The 18,837-nt window shown below is 69.4% G+C and carries 14 protein-coding genes; 6 read left to right on the top strand and 8 right to left on the bottom strand.

Going from position 1 to position 18,837, the window contains the following annotated elements; genetic code table 11:
* Positions 1-14: 14 nt before the first annotated feature.
* The 4 genes from AB0H88_RS32230 to AB0H88_RS32215 all read right to left on the bottom strand — a co-directional run bounded on the left by AB0H88_RS32230 (position 15) and on the right by AB0H88_RS32215 (position 3,621).
* Entirely contained in the window at positions 15-857 is an 843-nt protein-coding gene (locus tag AB0H88_RS32230; protein WP_357651086.1) for a type II secretion system F family protein, read from the bottom strand.
* Positions 854-2,152, bottom strand: coding sequence for an ATPase, T2SS/T4P/T4SS family (locus AB0H88_RS32225; protein ID WP_357651083.1), 1,299 nt, complete (start codon positions 2,150-2,152; stop codon positions 854-856). The genes AB0H88_RS32230 and AB0H88_RS32225 overlap by 4 nt, the downstream gene beginning before the upstream one ends.
* Before the next feature lie 85 nt (positions 2,153-2,237).
* The gene (locus AB0H88_RS32220) at positions 2,238-2,954 is read right to left on the bottom strand and encodes a hypothetical protein (RefSeq protein WP_357651081.1); all 717 of its coding nucleotides are present in this window, start codon (positions 2,952-2,954) and stop codon (positions 2,238-2,240) included.
* 1 nt (position 2,955) lies between these two features.
* Positions 2,956-3,621, bottom strand: coding sequence for a hypothetical protein (locus AB0H88_RS32215; RefSeq protein ID WP_357651080.1), 666 nt, complete (start codon positions 3,619-3,621; stop codon positions 2,956-2,958).
* Positions 3,622-4,073: 452 nt separating this feature from the next.
* On the opposite strand from AB0H88_RS32215, the gene AB0H88_RS32210 reads away from it, so the two are divergent.
* From AB0H88_RS32210 to AB0H88_RS32200, 3 genes are all read left to right on the top strand, one after another.
* The gene (locus AB0H88_RS32210) at positions 4,074-9,293 is read left to right on the top strand and encodes an FtsK/SpoIIIE domain-containing protein (RefSeq protein ID WP_357651078.1); all 5,220 of its coding nucleotides are present in this window, start codon (positions 4,074-4,076) and stop codon (positions 9,291-9,293) included.
* A gap of 47 nt (positions 9,294-9,340) precedes the next feature.
* Positions 9,341-9,916, top strand: coding sequence for a TetR/AcrR family transcriptional regulator (locus tag AB0H88_RS32205; protein WP_357651076.1), 576 nt, complete (start codon positions 9,341-9,343; stop codon positions 9,914-9,916).
* A 364-nt stretch (positions 9,917-10,280) separates the two neighbouring features.
* Positions 10,281-11,483, top strand: a complete 1,203-nt coding sequence (locus tag AB0H88_RS32200) for a Cmx/CmrA family chloramphenicol efflux MFS transporter (RefSeq protein ID WP_357651074.1) — start codon at positions 10,281-10,283, stop codon at positions 11,481-11,483.
* A gap of 126 nt (positions 11,484-11,609) precedes the next feature.
* Here AB0H88_RS32200 and AB0H88_RS32195 read toward each other — a convergent pair whose 3' ends face one another.
* Positions 11,610-12,971, bottom strand: coding sequence for a hypothetical protein (locus tag AB0H88_RS32195; protein WP_357651072.1), 1,362 nt, complete (start codon positions 12,969-12,971; stop codon positions 11,610-11,612).
* An 8-nt stretch (positions 12,972-12,979) separates the two neighbouring features.
* Positions 12,980-13,393: a hypothetical protein gene (locus AB0H88_RS32190; RefSeq protein ID WP_357651070.1), complete on the bottom strand. Its 414-nt coding sequence runs from the start codon at positions 13,391-13,393 to the stop codon at positions 12,980-12,982.
* A gap of 138 nt (positions 13,394-13,531) precedes the next feature.
* On the opposite strand from AB0H88_RS32190, the gene eccB reads away from it, so the two are divergent.
* From eccB to AB0H88_RS32175, 3 genes are all read left to right on the top strand, one after another.
* Positions 13,532-14,962, top strand: a complete 1,431-nt coding sequence (gene eccB / locus AB0H88_RS32185) for a type VII secretion protein EccB (protein ID WP_357651068.1) — start codon at positions 13,532-13,534, stop codon at positions 14,960-14,962.
* A gap of 81 nt (positions 14,963-15,043) precedes the next feature.
* Complete coding sequence (locus AB0H88_RS32180; RefSeq protein WP_357651066.1) at positions 15,044-15,388, top strand: hypothetical protein; 345 nt, start codon at positions 15,044-15,046, stop codon at positions 15,386-15,388.
* Between the two features lie 14 nt (positions 15,389-15,402).
* Positions 15,403-16,836, top strand: a complete 1,434-nt coding sequence (locus tag AB0H88_RS32175; protein WP_357651064.1) for a hypothetical protein — start codon at positions 15,403-15,405, stop codon at positions 16,834-16,836.
* 67 nt (positions 16,837-16,903) lie between these two features.
* Here the strand turns inward: AB0H88_RS32175 and AB0H88_RS32170 are convergent, their stop codons facing one another.
* Positions 16,904-17,686, bottom strand: coding sequence for a WXG100 family type VII secretion target (locus tag AB0H88_RS32170; protein ID WP_357651062.1), 783 nt, complete (start codon positions 17,684-17,686; stop codon positions 16,904-16,906).
* The gene (locus AB0H88_RS32165) at positions 17,683-18,819 is read right to left on the bottom strand and encodes a type VII secretion target (protein ID WP_357651060.1); all 1,137 of its coding nucleotides are present in this window, start codon (positions 18,817-18,819) and stop codon (positions 17,683-17,685) included. Before AB0H88_RS32165 ends, AB0H88_RS32170 begins: the two co-directional genes overlap by 4 nt.
* Between the last annotated feature and the right edge of the window lie 18 nt (positions 18,820-18,837).

Genomic DNA, 18,837 nt, shown 5'->3' with positions numbered 1-18,837 from the left:
TATCCATGGCCGTCCTATCCATGGCCGTCTCCTACGAGCAGGCGGGTGGGCTTGTCGAACCGGGCGAGCCGCCGCATCCAGGCGAATCCGGCGCCGAACAGCCCCGCCACGACCGCCAGCACGGCCTGGCCGAGCAGGCCGCGGTATTCGCTGACGTAGGAGGGGTTGAAGACGACGAGCAGCCCGGCGAAGACCAGCGCGGTGATCACCACGATCTGGACGCTGCGCCTGGTGGCCCGGCGTTCGGCCTCGACGCGGCGGCGCATGTCGAGCTCCTCGCGGGCGGACACGGCCAGCGCCCCGAGCACGTCGCGCAGGCCGGGGCCACGCAGCTTGGAGTTGAGTATCAGTGCGGCCACCACCAGGTCGGCCGAGGGATCGTCGAGCTCGTCGGCGAAGAGCGCGAGCGCCTCCGGCAGCGCCATGCGGGTGTGGAGGCGGTCGACCAGGGCGCGCAGGTGCGGTTTGAGCGTGGGCGCGGCGGCCCTGATCGACGACGGGATGGCCTGTTCGAGCCCGGCCGCGCCGGCGATCGTGTCACGCAGCGACTCCGTCCAGGCGGCCAGCCCTTCGAGGCGGCGCATGGCGGCTCGTTCCTCGGCGGCGCCGCCCGACAGGCCGCGCCAGGCGAACACCAGCAGCACCGTGCCCACCGCCGCGACCGCCCAGCCGGTCACGACCAGCACCAGGGTGGCGGCCACCGCGGCGATGGCGGTGCGGGTGGTGAGCGTCTTGAGCAGCTCGCGCTTGGGGCGGGCGGGCCGGACGCGCATGCCGTACAGGGAGAGGAAGAACAGGAACAGCCCACCGCCGACAAGCGCGCCGGCGAGCAGGGCGAGGGGATCGAGGTCGATCACAGCCAGCCTCCGGGGTTGTATCCGTGGGCGGCGAGCTCCTCCAGGCAGGAGACGGGGGCGTGGGGCAGGGCGGCGCCGTCGGGGCCCGGGATGAACACCTCGCTCGACAGGACGCGGCCGTCGCAGCCGTTGACCTCGCGGATGCTGGAGACGTAGCGGCGCAACGTGCCGCCACGGCTGTAGTCGTTGCGCTTCTCGACGAAGACCACGAAGTCGATCGCGCCCGCGATGAGCATGTGGGTGGCGTCGATCGGCAGCCGTTCGCGGGCCTGCAGGGCGTAGGTGGAGATGCGGTTGAACACCTCCATGCTGGAGTTCGCGTGGATGGTGGACAGGGAGCCGTCGTTGCCCTGGGTCATCGCGTTGAGCATCGTGACGATCTCGTCGCCGAGCACCTCGCCGACGATCACCCGGCTGGGGTTCATCCGGAGCGACCTCCTGACCAGCTCGGCCATGCTGATCTCGCCCTGACCCTCGGAGTTGGGCAGGCGCTGCTCGAAGGCGACGACGTTGGGGTGGAGCTCGGGGAACTGGTCGAGGCCGAGCTCCAGGGCGCGTTCGACGGTGATCAGGCGCTCGTGGTGCGGGATCTCGTTGGCCAGGGCTCTGAGCAGGGTGGTCTTACCGGCGTTCGTGGAGCCGGCGATCATGATGTTCTTGCGGGCGCCGACCGCCGCGCTGAGGAACCTGCCCACCTCCGGGCTCAACGTGCCGTTGCCCACGAGGTCCGACATGAACACCTTGCCCAGACGGGCGCGGCGGATCGAGACGGCCGGCCTGAGCGTGACGTCCATGACGGCGCTCAGCCGCGAGCCGTCGGGCAAGCGCAGGTCGAGCTGTGGGTTGGCGGTGTCGAACGGCCTGCTCGACAGCCCCGAGTAGGCCGCCAGGATCTGGATCAGCTCGATGAGCTCGTCGTCGGACTCGGCGACCGGCTCCCGCATGAGCTCCTGGCCGTCGGCGTAGCTGACGAAGACGCGGTCGCAGCCGTTGATGTCGATGTTCTCGACCTCGGTGTCGTCGAGCAGCGGCTGGAGGCGGCCCACGCCGAACAGCGCGGCGTGGATCCCGGCGGCCAGCGCCTCCTCCTCCTCGACCGTGGGAGGAGTGCGGCCCAGGCCGATCTCGCTGCGCGCGTGCTCCTCCAGGACCTGGGAGATCAGCGCTCTGGCGAACTGGCGCTCGTCTTCGCCGGTCATCGAGACCAGGCCATTGACCTGGTCGAGACGGCGCTGGTGGGCCAGGCGGTCGCCGACTTCTTGGCGGAAGCGCTTGACCAGGGAGTGATCGATCACGGGCTGCTCACTCTCGCGAGGACGCGTGTCGTACTCCCGGTTGTACGTAGCGGACCTCTCGCGAGGTTGAACGCCATACCGAAATTCATAGATTGCTCACCAGCCGTCCCGCGAGATCGCGCGCCGTACGGATGAGCAGACAGCGGTCGAGGCGCCCGCCCCACTGGCCGCGCAGCAGCTCAGCGCCCTTGGGATCGTGCGCGAGGCCGTGGACGAACTTGACGCTCGGACCGACGATCCTGCGTACGTCGTCGATCGAGGAGCGGTAGTTGCGCGGGTCGGCGATCACGACCACGCCGTGGGCCTTGGTGATGGACAGGCGTTCGCGCAGGTGGGCGACGTGGTCGAGGGTGGCCCTGGTCAGCAGCACGACCTGCTCGGCCTGCGCCATCAGGTCACCGAGCTGCGGATGGCCGCCGAGCCGGCCGCAGTCGGCGATCACGTCGGCATCCGGGATGGCGGCCAGCGCCCTGCCCAGCGGACCCCACAGCCAGGGCAGCCCGGCCGCCTGCTCGCCGTGGGTGAGCCCGGCCAGCACGTCGAGGCCGCCGACGATCTTCTGGGTGTGCTGGTGGATCTGCGCGGGCTCCAGGCCGCGCCGGGCGGTCGCGGCCAGCGTGAGCAGGCCCTTGCCCGGGTTGAGCACACCGCCGTCGGCCGCGGGCAGCCGGTAGGCGAGATCGCCGCCCGCGGGGTCGCATTCGGCGAGGAGCACGGGACGCGGCCACACCGCCGCGAGGGCCGTCGCGGCAGTGGTCACACCAGGCGCGCCCTTGTCGGCGGCCAGTACGATCAGCGCCACGTCAACTTACTCCGGGCAGGTCGGCCACGGCGATCTCACCGCTGGAGGCGTATTGGACGATGGTCTTCGCCGCCGGGGCGTCGACGATCACGGTGATCAGGATGGATCCGCCGGCTCTGCCGCCGTCGCTGACGCTCTCGACGAGCGCGCTCTGTGCGAGGACGCGGCTTTCCGCCTGGTCGGTGCGGGCGGGGACGTACACGACCTGGACCCGATGGCTTCTGTCCAGGCCCGCTGGGAACTGTCCCGGTTTCAGGGAGAGGCCCACCTTGGCCTTGCCGGGCACCAGCTCGCTGCTGGCTCTGACGCCCATGTTGTGGGTCAGCAGGGTGCCGGGCACGATCGTGACGGCCGCGAAGCTCTTCACCACCTCGCCCCTCTGTGACCAGGAGACGTAGTCGAGACCGGTGTTGGCGATCTGCACCTCTTCGAGCGCGGCCAGGGTGAACTGCTGCCCGGCGCCGATCTGCTGGGTGACCCTGATCGCCGAGACGCGGTCGCCGCTGCGCAGCACGAGCATCGTCGTGGCGAGCGCGCCGCCGAGGATCAGGAGCACGGCGAGGGCGGCCAGGGCGGGTTTGCGTTCGCGGGGTGGCACGGGGAGCTTGCGCGAGGCAGGGCCGGACAACCCCGCCGTGTTGACGGCAGGCTTTTCACTGGTCCTCATGGGTGGGGGGCTCCCATTGTGAATTGTCGAATTCACGCCATTATGTGCACCCGTCGGTGGTGGCGGGGCTGGAATGCGAGGAACCATGCTCGTTTCGCAGGTGGCTTGGTGTCAACAAGAAATAATCAATGCCTATTGTTTACAGTGAGTTGACCTGGGTGGTTTTTCAGGATAAGCGCGGCGATGGTGGGACAGATCGGGGTTCTGGCGAACCCTGACCTCGCTGACGTGGGCCGATCCCCGATGCCTCTTTTTTCACACCATTCCCATCCTTAACATGCGATGGCGCCTACGCCCTAAATGGGCAGCCAAATCATCTACTTTCCACAGGCCGTAATTACCGTCCGCGGTTATCCACAGGTCGGCCCATCCATGCCATTGCCGCCAACCGCGGGACCTACCCTTTGTTCTGGCGTTACCTTTGCGCCCAGGCCCGATCGAGGAGACGGCACATGCGGATCATGCTCACCGTGCTCGGCGAGCAAGGCGATCGTGACGTTGTGATCGAGGGTGACAACGGCGCCACGGTGGCGAGGGTGAGTGAAGCCCTCAGCGGTCAGGCGCCGCTGGCCGAGGTCGTCCGCCTGCCCAGGGCGCGCGCCCCCTACGGCATGTCGGCGGCCGAGCCCGGCGCCCGCCCCTCTGCGCGGCACACCCGGCCCGGCGGATCGTCCGAAGCCGGCCGGTTCGACGCGCCCCACCCACCTGACGTCTCGGGCGGCCGCGATCCTGATCGACGTGACATCCCGGGCAGCCGCGATCCTGATCGGCGTGACGTCGGCGGCGCGTCCATCCGGGATCGGGGCGACGGGTTCGGCCGGGTGGGCTCCGTGCTCTGGCGCAACGGGCGGCCGCTCGACCCGCGCGCCATGGCCGGGGCGGTGCTGCGCGACGGCGACAAGGTCACGCTCGACGCTCACCTCGCCCGCGCCACGATCATCGAGGAGCCCGGCGGCGTGGCCGAGGTGCGGGTGGTGGGCGGACCGGCCGCGGGCGCCGTTCACCGTCTGGGCCTGGGCGTGCACGTCATCGGATCCGACCCGATGTGCGCGATGACCGTCGCCGATCCGTCCCTCGCCCCCGAGGCCGCCATCCTGCGCGTGACCCCCGACACGATCACGGTCGAGCCGGCCCGGAGCCGGACGCCCCAACAGGCGCAGCGCCTCAAGCTCAAGGGCCGGTGGGCCGACGAGGTCGCCGAGCTCACCGCCCGGGTCGCCGAGCGCGAGGCGGCGGAGGCGGAGCCCGTCCACTACGAGCCGCCCGAGCTGGCCGCCCAGCCACTCACCGAAGCCGTCGACTGGGCCGAGCACACGCTGCTGACCTGCGGCTCATCGGTGTTCACGCTGACCGCGATCGAGCCGCAGGACGCGCACCTGGCACCCCTCCCGGAAGGCGGCGTCGCCTACAACCGGCCGCCGCGGCTGCGCAGGCCGGAGCCCGAGCGCACCTTCGAACGCCCCCTGGAGCCCAGCCGCGCCGAGGGGATGCGCCTGCAACTGCTGGCCGCGCTCCTGCCCGCGGTGATGGGCGTCACGCTGGCCTACGTCATGCGGCAGCCCTACTACCTGCTCATCGCCCTGATGACCCCTCTCATCATGATCGGGCAGTGGTGGAGTGACCGCCGCCACGGCAAGAAGCAGCACAGGAAGGCCGCCAAGAAATACAAAGAGCGCCTGGAGGCGTACGAGCTGGCGGTCGAGCAGGCCAGGGCCGAGGACGAGCTGATCCGCCGATCCGACGCGCCCGACCCGGCGCAGGTGCTGCTCACCGCCACCGGCCCGCGCAGACGGCTGTGGGAGCGCCGCATCCACGATCCCGACGCGCTGCGGCTCAGGGTCGGGCTGGCCGACCTGCCGGCCAACCTGGAGCTGTCCGAGGAGAAGGGCGGCGCGATCTCCCCGCCGATCTGCCGGTCCGTGCCGGTGGCGCTGGCCATGCGCCGGCTCGGAGTGGCGGGAGTCACCGGCCCGCGCGACACCGCGACCGGCCTGACCGGCTGGCTGATCGGCCAGGCGGCGACCCTGCACAGCCCCCGTGACCTGGCCATCGTGGTCCTGTCCGCGCACGCCGACGGCGAGCGTCGCTGGGGCTGGGTCCGCTGGCTGCCGCACTGCGCCCCGCGCGGCGGCGAGGACTGCGTGGCCCTGGTCGGCACCGACCCGGAGTCCGCCGCCCACCGCGTCGCCGAGCTGGCCGCCCTCATCGACGAACGCCAGAACACCGCCATCCCCGAGCTCGGCAAGATCCCCACCGGCTGGGACGACCTGGGCGGCCCGGAGGCACCGGCTCTGACCTCCTATGACGTACGCCCCTACGACGTCCTCGTCGTGCTCGACGGCGCCCAGGTCCTGCGCGGTCTGCCCGGCATGCCGCAGATCCTGCGCCAGGGCCCCCGCTCGGGGGTCTTCACCCTCGCCATCGACGACGACCAGAGCCTGCTCCCCGAGGAGTGCGCCACCGTCGCCGCGTGCGCCGCGGACGGTCAGGTGCGCCTCCTCGGCGGCGGTCTGGAGATCATCGGCCCGGTTCTGGCCGACCTGGTCTCACCGTCGTGGTGCGACCGCGTGGCCAGGGCGCTCGGCCCGATCCGTGACGTGAGCAGGGACGACCCGGCCGGCCACCTCCCCGAGGCGGTCCGCCTCCTCGACCTCCTGAGCCTGCCCGCCCCCTCCGGCCACGACCTCGCCACCCGCTGGCACGGCCACGGGTCCACGAAGGCGGTCATCGGCATCGGCCCGGACGGCCCGTTCTCCGTCGACCTGAGGGTGGACGGTCCGCACGGCCTGATCGCCGGCACCACGGGCGCGGGCAAGTCGGAGCTGCTGCAGACGCTCATCTGCTCGCTGGCGGTGGCCAACCGGCCGGACCAGCTGACGTTCGTGCTGGTCGACTACAAGGGCGGGGCCGCGTTCAAGGAGTGCGTACGGCTGCCGCACACGGTCGGCATGGTCAGCGACCTCGACGGCCACCTGACGCAGCGGGCCCTCGACTCCCTGGCCGCCGAGATCCGGCGCCGCGAACGCCTGCTGCTGGCCGCGGGCGCCAAGGACATCGACGACTACACCGGCGAGCCGCTGCCCAGGCTCGTGCTGATCATCGACGAGTTCGCGGCCCTGGTGGCCGAGCTGCCCGACTTCGTCAACGGCCTGGTCGACATCGCCCGCAGGGGCCGTTCGCTCGGCATCCACCTGATCCTGGCCACCCAGCGGCCGGCCGGCGTGGTCACGGCCGACATCCAGGCCAACACCTCGCTGCGGATCGCGCTCCGGGTCACCGAGCCCGCCGAATCCTCCGACGTCATCGACCTGCCGGACGCGGCGCACATCTCCAAGTCGACGCCTGGCCGGTGTTACGTGAAGTCAGGGGTGGGGGCGGCGGCGGCCGTACAGACCGCCCGGGTGGGAGGCAGGAGCCCGGTGGCGAGCGCGTCACTCAGAGCCGACGCGACGGGCGCGGGCGCGACACTCGGCCCTGGCGCGACGCTCGGCCCGGCCGCCACGCTCGACCCCGGCCGCTTGGCGGGCGGCGGCGGCCTAGCGGGTGTGGGCGGCTTGGCGGGCGGTGGCGGCCTGGCGGGCAGAGGTAGCTTGGCAGGTGCGAGCGGCCTGGCGGGTGCGGGCGGTCGGCTGCGGGTGGTCGACGTGGACTGGCGGTCCTTGGGCAGAGCGCTGCCGCCGCTCCCGGAGCCGCCGGAGGGGTCGACGATCACCGATCTCACCGTCCTCGCCGACGCCCTCATCGAGGCCGCGCGCCTGACCGGCGTACCGGAGCAACCAAGCCCTTGGCTGGAGCCGCTGCCCTCGGCCGTGACCCTCGACGAAGTCACCGCCGCCCTGACGGTAGGGCCGTCGGGGACCTTCGCCGAAGTCAGGCCGCTGGCCTTCGGGATGATCGATCGACCCTGGGCGCAGGATCGGCGCCCGCTGGCGCTGGACCTGGCCCAGGGCGGCCACCTGCTCATCGCGGGAGCGGCCCGCAGCGGCAGGTCCACCGCGCTACGAACGATCGCGGGCGCCATCGCCGCACAAGCCTCCCCGGCCGACGTCCACCTGCACGCCATCGACTGCGGATCGGGCGCGCTGCTCCCGCTGATGGCCATGCCGCACTGTGGCGCGGTCGTCACCCGCGACCAACTCGACCGCGTCGAACGCCTGCTGTCCCGCCTGCGCGCCGAGGTGGGCCGCCGTCAGCAACTGCTCGCCGAGGCCGGACACGCCTCACTGGCCGAATACCGCCAGGCGGGCCACCGCCTCCCCTGGCTGGTGCTCATGGTCGACCGCTGGGAGGGCTACGTGGCGGCCTTCGAGGGCTACGACTACGGCCGCCTCACGGAGTCGCTCCTGCAACTCCTCAGGGAGGGTCCGGCGGTGGGGCTGCGGGCGGTGGTGACGGGTGACCGTTCGTGCCTGCTCGGCCAGGTCTCCACGGTCTTCGACGACCGCCTCCTCCTCCGCCTGGCGGACCCGGCCGACTACGGGCTGGCCGGCCTGCCGATGAAGGGCCTGCCCGCCTCGATGCCCGCCGGCCGGGCCCTCTCGATCGGCGAACACGGCATCATCGAGAGCCAGATCGCCCTCCTGACCCACGACCCGTCGGGCCCCGCCCAGGTAGCCGCCCTCCAGTCCCTCGCCCGCGCCATGGCCCCGCTCCGCAGCGTCCCGACGTACGCATCTACTGCGGCACCCGCGAGAGGCACCCTTCAGCCCACTGCGACCGCCGCTGCGGCATCTGTGACAAACCTCCACGAAACCTTGGTGGGCGCCCTAGACGGCATCTCGGGCGGCATGTCGGACGGCACCTCGGGCGGCAATATCCCGGGTGGCACGTCGGACGGCACCTCGGGCGGCTCATCGGACGGCACTATCCCGGGTGGCACGCCAGGTGGCGACTTCCGGGGCGACTCGCCAGAGGGGTCGGGCGAAAGGGGTCGGTCGACTCGGCTGGGGCGCGGCGCCTGGCTCTGGGAGGGAGAGCCCCCGCTTCGGGTCGACGCGCTTCCCATGCGCATCACCGCCGGCCAGGCCATGGACCTGGAGCCGAACTTCACCCACCCTTCGCCGCTATGGGCACTGATCGGCGCAGGCGGGGACGCCCTGGCTCCGATGGGTCTGGACCTCCTCGCCCACGGCCCCGGCGCCGTCGTCGCCGGACCGGCCCGCTCCGGTCGCTCCTCGGTGCTGGTGACGGCCGCCAGGTCGCTCATCTCGTACGGCACGCCGGTCATCGCCATCGCTCCTCGGCGTAGCCCGCTACGTACGCTGGAGGGTGCCCTCGCCATCCTCGGCGGCGACGGAGCGGGGCTGCAGGAGCTGCTCGCCGACCGCGACCGCTATGTGGTGATCGTGGACGACGCCGAGCTGATCAACCCGGACTCCCCCCTCGGGCCGGTCCTGGAAGATGTCCTCCGATCAGGCCGGGACGGAGACCACGGCCTCATCATCGCGGGCGCGACAGGCGACCTGGCGACGGCCTACCGCGGCTTCGTCGCCGAAACCCGCAAGTCGCGCACCGGCGTACTCCTGTCGGTGCAGAGCCCGGCCGACGGCGACCTGTTCACGGTCCGTCTACCGCGCGGTGCCGTCGGAGGCCCACCGGGACGCGGCCTGCTGATCACCATGGGCAACACAACCCCCATCCAAGCGGCCATCTCGGACACCGGTCCGCCGTAGAACGGCCATATTGCACTGATCGGTCCAAAACGTGCTACCGTCGCGGCATGGCACGACCGAGGGAGTTTGAGGAGGAGCGGGCGATCGAGGCGGCCATGCGGGCATTCTGGAGCGCGGGCTACGAAGGGACCTCGACCCAGGACCTGTGCGAGGCCACCGGGCTGGGGCGGAGCAGCATCTACAACACGTTCAAGAGCAAGCATGATCTGTTCGACAAGGCCCTGCGGCGCTACATGGACAGCAAGACCGCCTGGCTGACGGAGATGCTCGAAGGGGATCTTCCGGTTCGGGAGAAGGTGCGGACTCTGTTGTGGCAGGCCGTCGATGTCGAGGCCGGGGATCCGATCGGGTGTCTGGTGGTCAACTCTCTGGTGGAGTTGGCGCCGCGAGATCCGGAGGTGGCCGAGCAGCTTCGGCGGGATGGTGAGCGGCGACTGGCGGCGCTCCGGGCGGCGTTTGAGCTCGGACAGAGCCGGGGCGAGTTGCCGGCCGATAAGGATCCGGTCGCACTGGCGCATTTCGTTGTCGCGGCGATCAGCGGCATGCGAGTGATGGCGCGCGGGGGTTCGGATCGGACGGCATTGGAGTCGGTCGCGAAGACCACGCTCCACGCGCTCCTCTGACGCCTCGACACGCCTCACGCGAGCAGCTGACACCCACCCCGGGCGCGCACCACACGAGCAGCCTGACACGGCCGAGCACACACCACACGAGCAGCCTGACGGAACCCCGACGCAATTACGCACGGGCAGCCCGATGCGGCGCCATGCGGGCAGCCCGATGCGGCGCCACACGGGCAGCCCAATACGGCGCCGCGTCAGGTTGCTCGCATGGCACCACGCGGGCCGCCTGGCGCGGCCCCCTGCGGGCAGTCTGGCGCGGCTGCTCGTGAGCAGGCCGGACGGTGGTCCATCGCTTCAGACGAGCACGCGTCATTTCGCGTCTCTTGATTTTGAACTGTTCTATCTAAAACTAGGAGAGATTCCCATGCCGTTGGCTGTGTACATCCTGGGGTTGTCGATTTTCGCCCAGGGCACTTCCGAGCTCTTGCTTGCGGGGCTGTTGCCCGAAATGGCGGCCGACCTGGGAGTGTCCGTTCCCCATGCGGGGTTGCTGATCTCCGGGTTCGCGCTCGGGATGCTGGTGGGGTCGCCGGTGCTGGCCGTGGTGACCCTGCGGTGGCCGCGTCGTACGGCGTTGCTGACGTTTCTGGCGATCTTTGCCCTTACGCATGTCGTCGGGGCGGTGACGCCGAGCTACGGAGTGCTGTTCGGGGCCCGGGTGGTGGGGGCGTTCGTGTACGCGGGCTTCTGGGCGGTGGCGGCGGTAACCGCCGTGGGGCTCGTTCCGGAGAGCGCGCGGGGTAAGGCCATGAGCATCGTGGCGGGCGGACTTACCGTGGCCACCATCGTGGGGCTTCCCGCGGGGACGGTCATCGGGCAGCAGTTCGGGTGGCGGGCGGCGTTCTGGGCGGTCACGGTGCTGTCGAGCCTGGCGGCGGTCGGAGTGGTGGCCACCATTCCCGGCGGGCGGCCCGAGCCGGGAAGCGTGCCGCAACTGGGGCAAGAGCTGCGGAACATGCTCAACTCACGGCTCTGGCTCTCGTACGGGACGACGGCGCTGGCGACCGGCGCGGTGCTGGTCACGTTCAGTTATCTCGGCGCGATGCTCATCGACACCACCGGACTGACGGCGGGGTGGGTTCCCGTGGTGCTGGGTTTGTACGGGGTGGGGTCGCTGATCGGCATCGGCCTGGGTGGACGTCATGCTGACGCGCGGCCTTTTACGACCTTGTATGTGGGCATAGCGGGAGTTGTTGTTATCTCGGCAGGTTTGGGGATTTTCGCCGGGATGCCGGGGATTGCCATCGGGCTGATCTTCCTGCTGGGGGCGTTCGGGTTCTCCACGAATCCGGCCCTGAACACACGGGTGTTCACCGTCGGCAAGGATGCTCCGACGCTGGCCGCTGCCACCAACTTCTCGGCCTTCAACGTCGGGATCACCGTGGGGCCGTGGGTGGGCGGGCTGGCGATCGGGGCGGGGTTCGGGTACCCGGTGGTGGCCTGGATCGGGGCCGGGCTTGGGCTCGCCGCGCTCGCGACCGTGGGGTTGTCAGCCGTACTGGACAAGAGGCTGCTGCGTACGAGTGTCCCGGCCGCCTGCGAAGCCCTCAGCCGATCCGGTCGCTGACGACGCCGCCGTCCGTCGTCTCGTCTAGCTTCCGGGACCGGAAGCGCCGATGGCGAGCGCTCTATGGAGGGGTGCCAGGCGATCTGGTCGCTGGCGACACCCTCCGTCGTCTCGTCGCGGAAGCCGTCAGCCGATGCGGTCGCTGACTACGCCGTCCATTTCGCCACACCACACGTCGTCGTCCTCGGTCAACCAGGTGCAGCCCTCACTGGTGTCGGAGCTGGCGCCGGACATGGGGCTGGACATGGGCATGAACGGCATGCCCATCCCGTTCCCGGTGCCTGCCTTGATCGCGGTTTGGGCGTTCGGCACGGCCGAGGCCATGCCGCCGCTACCCCCGGCACTCGTGAGAGGGCCGGATGAAGGCGAGGAGGAGTTCGGGGAGCTCGGGGAGTTGATGGTGTGGGGGCTGGTGCTTGTGGGGTTGGAGTTGGGGGTGGGGGTGTTGGCCGGGTTCCAGTCCGAGGGGCGCTGGAAGTCCTCTAGTTTGGTGGAGGTGGGGGCGGCCAAATCCTTGGTGGGGTCGGTCATGCCCTTCGTCGGGTCTGTCACGCCCTTGGTGGGGTCTGTGATGCCGCCCGGGGGGTTGGTCGCACCCTTTGTCGGATCCGTTGCCCCAGGGTCCGTGGCGCCCTTGGTGGGGTCCGTGGCGCCGTTGCTCGGGTCGGAGGTCTGCGTGTCGTTCGGGAGCTTGGGCGTGGGGGTGTCGACGCCGTTCCGGTTCGAGCCGTCAGAGTCGATGCCGCCGTTGTCGCCCGTGCCGCTGTTGTCACCCGTGCCGTTGTAGCCGCCCGGTCCGTTGTAGCCGTCTCCCGGTCCCCCCGGTCCCCCCGGTCCCCCCGGTCCCCCGGGGTTGGAGAAGTCCGTGTTCACCGGCTTGACGGGAGGGGGTACGACGGTGGGGTCCTTGATGTCCGGGATCTCTTTGTGGAAGGAGTCGGGCAACTGCTGGTAGGTCAGCGTGAGGTCGTCGTTCAGCAGGCGCAGGTGCTTGCCGGCGAGTTCGTCCTGGGAGCCCCATTCGACGCCTTTGTCCATGGTGCGATACCAGCCGGGGCTGGAGTCGTCGAAGGTGAAGGTGTTGTCGCTCCAGGCCAAGCCCGACTTGTCCATGAACTCCTGATGCTCAACGAGCCTGTCACCGAGTGACTGCAGCGGGCGGCCCATCCAGTTGAGCTTGTCCGACACTTCGCGGACCGTCGCGTGCAGCACCCGGAGGGCTTCCTGCGCCTCGACCGACGCCTTGCCCTCCCAGCACTTGGCCATCTCGACGTTGATCTGCTCGATGACCTTCTGAGCGCCGGCCAGGGTCGAGCAGGCGTCGAGGTAGGCGTTGCCCGCCTGTTTGACGGCCGTCGCGTCCAGCGACTTGATGAAGTTCTTGACCTCGGCGACGCTCCTGCCGTCGTCGTCCACATCAAGAGGTGGGCACGACGTCTTGATCATGTGCGTCTTCTTCTGGACCTTGAGCTTCTTGTCCTCGGCCATGGGGGCTCCTACACGTCCTTCGTGCCGACGTTGGCGATGTCCACGCGCTCGTAGTTGCCCGCGCCCGCGTTGATCAGCTCGATGGCGATCCGCGTCTTCTCAGCGATCTCGCGGTAGGCCTCGGTGAACTCTTTGTGGCCGTTCTGGACCGTGGCGACGAAGCTCTGCCCGCCTTCCCAGCGCTTGATCTGGTCGACGGCCACCTTCATGCCGACGAGGTTGGCCTTCATGTCCAGGTCGTTGACGGACCCGGGCTTGTCCCCGACGAACTTGGCGAACTCATCCGTGAGCTGCTCGGCGAGCTTTTTGAGCTTGCTGGCGCTGTACGTGACGCCCTCGCGCTCGGGATCGAGCCCAGCCCAATCCGACTCCAGGTGCCAACCCTGGGCCGGCGGCGGACTCAACTTATCGGGATCTGACACAGCACCCTCCCCGAACACTACTGGCAACGAAGTTTACTCGTATATCACGATCTCATGGCCTCATTTGCGACATAACCCCCACTACCCCCATAGGCAACACTTCTATGCTGTCCTCAGGCCGGATCGGAACGGAGTGGGATGCAGACCCGCAAGGATCTCTACCAGGCACATCGGCTCATGACCCAGCGCCTGGGCATGGCCCTGTTGCAGGGCGAGCCAGACCTGCCCGAGTCGCCGATGCGGCGGCACAACGTGGCGACGTTCGCCGGGATCATGGTCGGCGTACTCATCATCGCGGGATTCGGCATCTGGGGCATGCTCAAGCCGGGCGGCGCGACCAACCTGAGGGACGCCGGGCAGCTCATCGTCGAGGAGGAGACCGGCGCCGCCTACGTCTACAGCCAGCAGACCGGAAAGCTGCTGCCCGTGGCCAACTACGTCTCCGCCCGGCTCCTGCTGGACAGCGACGCCATCAAGGTCAAGACGGTGTCCGCGGAGTCGCTGGCCGGGTTCGCGCGCGGCGGGCAGGTGGGCATCGCGGGTGCTCCCGACTCGCTGCCCAAGCCCGAGCGGCTCATCAAGTCGCCCTGGTCGGCCTGCGTGGTGGAGGCGACCGACCCCTCCGGGGGGCGTAAGTCGTACGTGACGCTGGTGGGCGGGACCGACGTCGGCGGCGCACCCGCCGGAAACGACGCGTTGCTCGTCAACGACGGGCGGCAGAACTGGGCGCTCTGGGGCAACCAGCGCATGGCCGTGAGGAACGTGGACCGGCTCACCGACCAGACGCCCCGGCGGGTGCCGATCTCGTGGATCAACGCCATCGCCGAGGGGTCGGACTTCGCCGCGCCGCCGATCCTCCAGCGCGGCCGCACCATCCGTGGCCCCGGCGGCACGACGTTCAAGGTCGGGCAGGTCTTCAAGGTCGCGCCGGTCGCGGGCGCCCCCGCGCGCTGGTACGTCATGCTCGCGGACGGCCTCGCGCCGATCACCCAGACGCAGGCCACCCTGCTGATCCAGGATCCGGCCAGCCAGACGGCGTACGGCAAGCAGCACGTACGGGAGATCCTGATCGACGCGGCGAACGCCAACGCGGCGAAGGTCTCGGCCCAGCGGATCACCGGCGGCGGCATGCCGGCGACGATGCCGCGCTTCCAGGTGCCCGCCGGCTCGGCACCGCTGTGCATGGTCTACGCCAACACCGTGAAGGGGTCCGTGAAGGGCACGCTCACGGTCGGGAGCCGCATCGGCATCCCGACGCCGGGGTCGAGCGGCAACCCGGAGAGGTTCGACCAGGTGTTGCTGCCCCCGGGCGCGGCGGCCCTGGTGGGCCTGCTGCCCGGTGAGAACCAGCTCTCCAACGTGCAGCAGTTCTACCTGGTCACCGACCAGGGGAAGAAGTACCGGCTGGCCTCGCCCGACGTACTGACCAAGCTGGGCTACGACGCCGCGAACGTCGCCCCGCTACCTGCCCACCTCCTGCGGCTAATCCCCGAGGGGCCGACGCTCGACCCGGCGGCCGCCAGGACGCCGGTCTCGGACACCCCGGTCATCCGCCCAACAGGCTCCTAAACAGCAGGTTTCCTGGACGCAAATACTTGTAAACATTAGTATCAAAGGGGTAAATCGGGCTTTGTGATACGCGGGGGGCTCATGGTGGACAAGGCCGAGGGATATGAGGTCATACCGCCGGACCTGAAGAAGGCCATGGAGGTCTGCGCCAAGCAGGCCCCGATCGTCCGCAACGCCATGATCGCCTTCACGCCCGCGAAACTGAGCAAGAGCGACTTCGGCCTCGCGCCCGGCGCCGACGAGCTGGGCGCCGCGTACGTCGACGGCACCGCGGAGAACGACCACCGGGACAAGCGGTACGAGTCGGTCTACGGCTACCTCGGCGACCTGGCCGAGGCCCTGGAGTTCATCACCACGGCCCTTGAGGTCTCGGCGTACAACTACAAGGCCGCCCATCAGGCCAGCGACGTCGGAGGCACCAGATGAGCCAACACGGCAGCATGAATCCGCTCGAATGGGACTGGACGGCCTGGCACTTCGAGATCAACTGGGGCTCGCTGCTCAACCCCGCCCCACTGCTCGACACGATCAGGTCCATGTGGCGCGCGCTCCCCACGCTCATCGGCGGCGATGAGACCGAAGGACGGCTCAAGGCCGCCGCCGCGGCGCACGACAACCTCGCCTCCAACCTGAACAAGGTCTTCGAGGTCCTCGACGCGCGCGCCCATGGCCAGCACGACGGCTACGTCGACAAGATCGTGAAGGAGTGGAAGGGCAAGGCCGCCGACGACTTCAGGAAGGTCTGGGGCCTCGTACTCAGGCACGACAACCGCGTCGCTCTCATGAAGAGCTGCACGGAGATCGCCAACATCCTCAGGATGGTCGCCGACTCGGCCGCCCACACCAGGAAGGCCATCTACGAGCTGCTCAAGACGGCGATCATCTGGTACGCCGCCTTCTATGCCCTTCGATGGGCGGCCGGAGTTTGGGGCGGCTGGCTGGCGGCGGGAGCCGCCTACATGCGGACGACGAAGATCGTGCTTCTGGCGGCCCAGGTCCTCACCAGGTTCGCGTCCGTCCTGAGGATCTGCGCCGGCGCCCTCAAGGTCCTGCCCGTGGTCGGCCGGCTGAAGTGGGTGGCCAAGCTCGGTTCCGCGACGCGCACCGCCACGGCCATGACGAAGACGGAGCTGGCGGTCGCGAAGTTCAGGAAGTACTCGGCCTACGCCGACAAGTTCGCCGCCGCGAGCTTCAAGACCTACGCCAAGACCTCCGGCAGCGTGTACGGCGGGGTCATCGGCACGCAGATGGTGGGCCAGGGCATCAGCGGCCACAGCATCTTCAACCTCAGCCCCATGACCTTCACCCAGGCGGCCCGTATCACCACGGGCGCCACGCTGGCGGCCACCTTCGCCCCCATGTCCGGTTTCTTCGGCAAGGGGCTGGTCCAGGGCGGTACGGCGGCGAGTTGGGCGGCGGGGCTGACCAAGACGGGCGCCGCCGTCGGAGAGTCCGGCATGGCCTTCGGCGGTTTCGTCGCGATGCGGAACTGGACGTACGAGCAGATCAAGCACAAGCTCCCCGGAGCCAAGATCGCGGGGAAGCCGGGCAACTTCCACAAGCAGTTCTGGGGCGGCATCCCCACCTCCGCCTTTCGTGTGTGGCGGCCCCTGGCCACCAACCCGGACTACGGCGACCTGCCCAAGTCGGACGTGCCCGTCGCCAACGGCCACGCGACCCCGCCCGCACGGGTCGGCACGGCGAAGGTCGGCTACTGGCCGTTCGAACGCGGCTCGCTGTCCGACATCGCCCAGAAGGTGTACGGGGACCCGGGCCGGTGGCAGGAGATCTACGACGCCAACCGGGACATCATCGGTGACGACCCGCGCAAACTGGAGCGCGGGCAGGTGCTGCGGATCCCGCTGGACGAGTGAGCGTCAGGCCCGGGCCGCGCCGGGGCAGCTTCCCGCTGGACGAGTGAAGCGCCACGATGGGTGCGGGTCAGACCTGGGCTGTGCCGCCGGGCAGCTTCCCGGTCAGGGAGTCGTCCATCTTCACGGTGAGGCCGCCCATCTTCTCGTCGTACGTCATGCCGGCGTCGGAGAAGGGCGGCATGCCACCTGACTTCATCGCGCTCATCTCGGTGGGGATGGAAGCCTCCAGCATGGGGAAGAGCTTTCCGGTCATCTCGGTCTGCTGGGCGGACATGTAGAGGGCTCCGCCGAGGGCTGCGACGATGAGGCCCTGCTTGACGATCAGCTTCTTGATGGTCTGCAGGGTGAGGGAGCCCCGCACGGCCACCAGCACCTCGGCCATGGCCCTGGTGAACGGGGTGGCGGACGAGGCCAGCTTGTACAAACCATAGGCTGTCATCGCGGCGGCCACCAGCAGGGCCACCCCGGCGCCGACGTAGTAAGCCTTGGACGCCGAGTTGACGGCCTCCCCGGTGTCGTTACGCGTCTCCTTGAGGGTCTTGACCCCGTTCTTGAAGGCCGTGTGGATGCCCTCGAAGGTGTCGAAGGCCCCGCCATCCCACTTGCCCGAGGTCTTCAGCTGCTTCTTGAGGTGGTCCAGCCCGTCGGCCAGTTCGTCCAGTTCGGACATCAGTCCGGCGTGGTCGATGCTCTGCCAGGCCTTGGCGGCGTCCGCCATCGCCCCGGGGTTCGACACCAGCGTGCCGATGCCGGCGGCGACATAGAAGGCCCAGGGCTGCTGGATCACGAGGGCTGCGGCGGACGCCGTGCCCGCCGCCGTCAGGTAGAGGCCCGCGCCTAGCTCACTCATCTGGAATCCCGCCCGATCACTTCAGGCGCGATCTCATCGTCGCCGCCCCAGACGCCCTCGTCCTCGCCGAGCAGCGCGTTCTCGCGTTCCTTCTCGTTGTCGCCACCGGCCCCGGCACCGCCCATCGGCATCATCGGCATCATCGGCATGCCGGACATCCCGCTCGAACCGTTCAGACCTCGCAGACCAGCCGGTACGGCACCCGCACCCGTGCCTCCGCCGATGCCCGTGCCGAACCCGGTACCGGTGCCGGTGCCGCCGCCAGTGCCGACCCCCGGGCCGGTCCTGGTGGTGGAACCGTTCAGGTCCGGAGACAGGTTGCTGAGGTCCGGGTTCTTGACCTGCGGGGTGTTCAGCGAGTTGGGGTCGAACTGGGACAGCTTCGTCCCGTCGGGCAGCTTGCTGTCGATATCGGGCATCTTCTGGTCGGGCAGTTTCGGCTGGCCGTTGAGCGCCGAGTCGATACTCGGCACCTTCATGTCGGCCTGGTTCCCCAGGGAAGACGATGGCAGGTCCGTCTTGGGCAGGTCCGTCGAAGGGAGATCACTCGACGGCAGATCGGTCTTCGGGAGGTCGGTCTTCGGAAGATCCGTCGAGGGAAGGTCCGGCTTGGGCAGACCGGTGTCGGTCCCCGGCGGCTTGCCTATGCCGGACAGATCAGGCACTCCGGCGCCGCCGTTCGGCAGGCCGGGGTTGCCGAGGTTCCCGAGATTGCCGAGGCCTTTGGGCCCGCCGCCGAGGCTGTTCGGGTCGAAGTCGATGTTCTTGAGCTGGTCGCCGTTGGCATCATCGGCCGCCTGGTAGTTCTTGGATGCCTGCTTGAGCGCGGTCTTCCAGCTCTCCAGCGCCTTGCGCCCCTTGGCCAGCGCGTCCGCCTGACGTTCGATCGCCTTTTCGTGGACACTGCTGACGCCGAGGCCGACCACACCGAAATGCGGCCACTGTACACGAAGGTTCTCCGTCTTGCCCTCTAACGCGGAGATGATCCCAGCGTGGTTGTCTATCGACTCGCTGTTGCTGCTGAGCGCGCTGGCCTTGAATGAGACGCCGGGCGACATCGTCGGCAGCCGCCCGCCGTTCTGCAACTGCGCAAGCTGGGCCGCCTGGCTGGAGTTCTGCCCCGAGTCGCCCATCCCACTCCTTGTCGCGCG

The organism is Nonomuraea sp. NPDC050680, from assembly GCF_040654555.1.
GTDB lineage: Bacteria > Actinomycetota > Actinomycetes > Streptosporangiales > Streptosporangiaceae > Nonomuraea.
The sequence above is the reverse complement of the archived record's forward strand: the minus strand, read 5'-3'. Positions and strand labels throughout refer to the sequence as shown.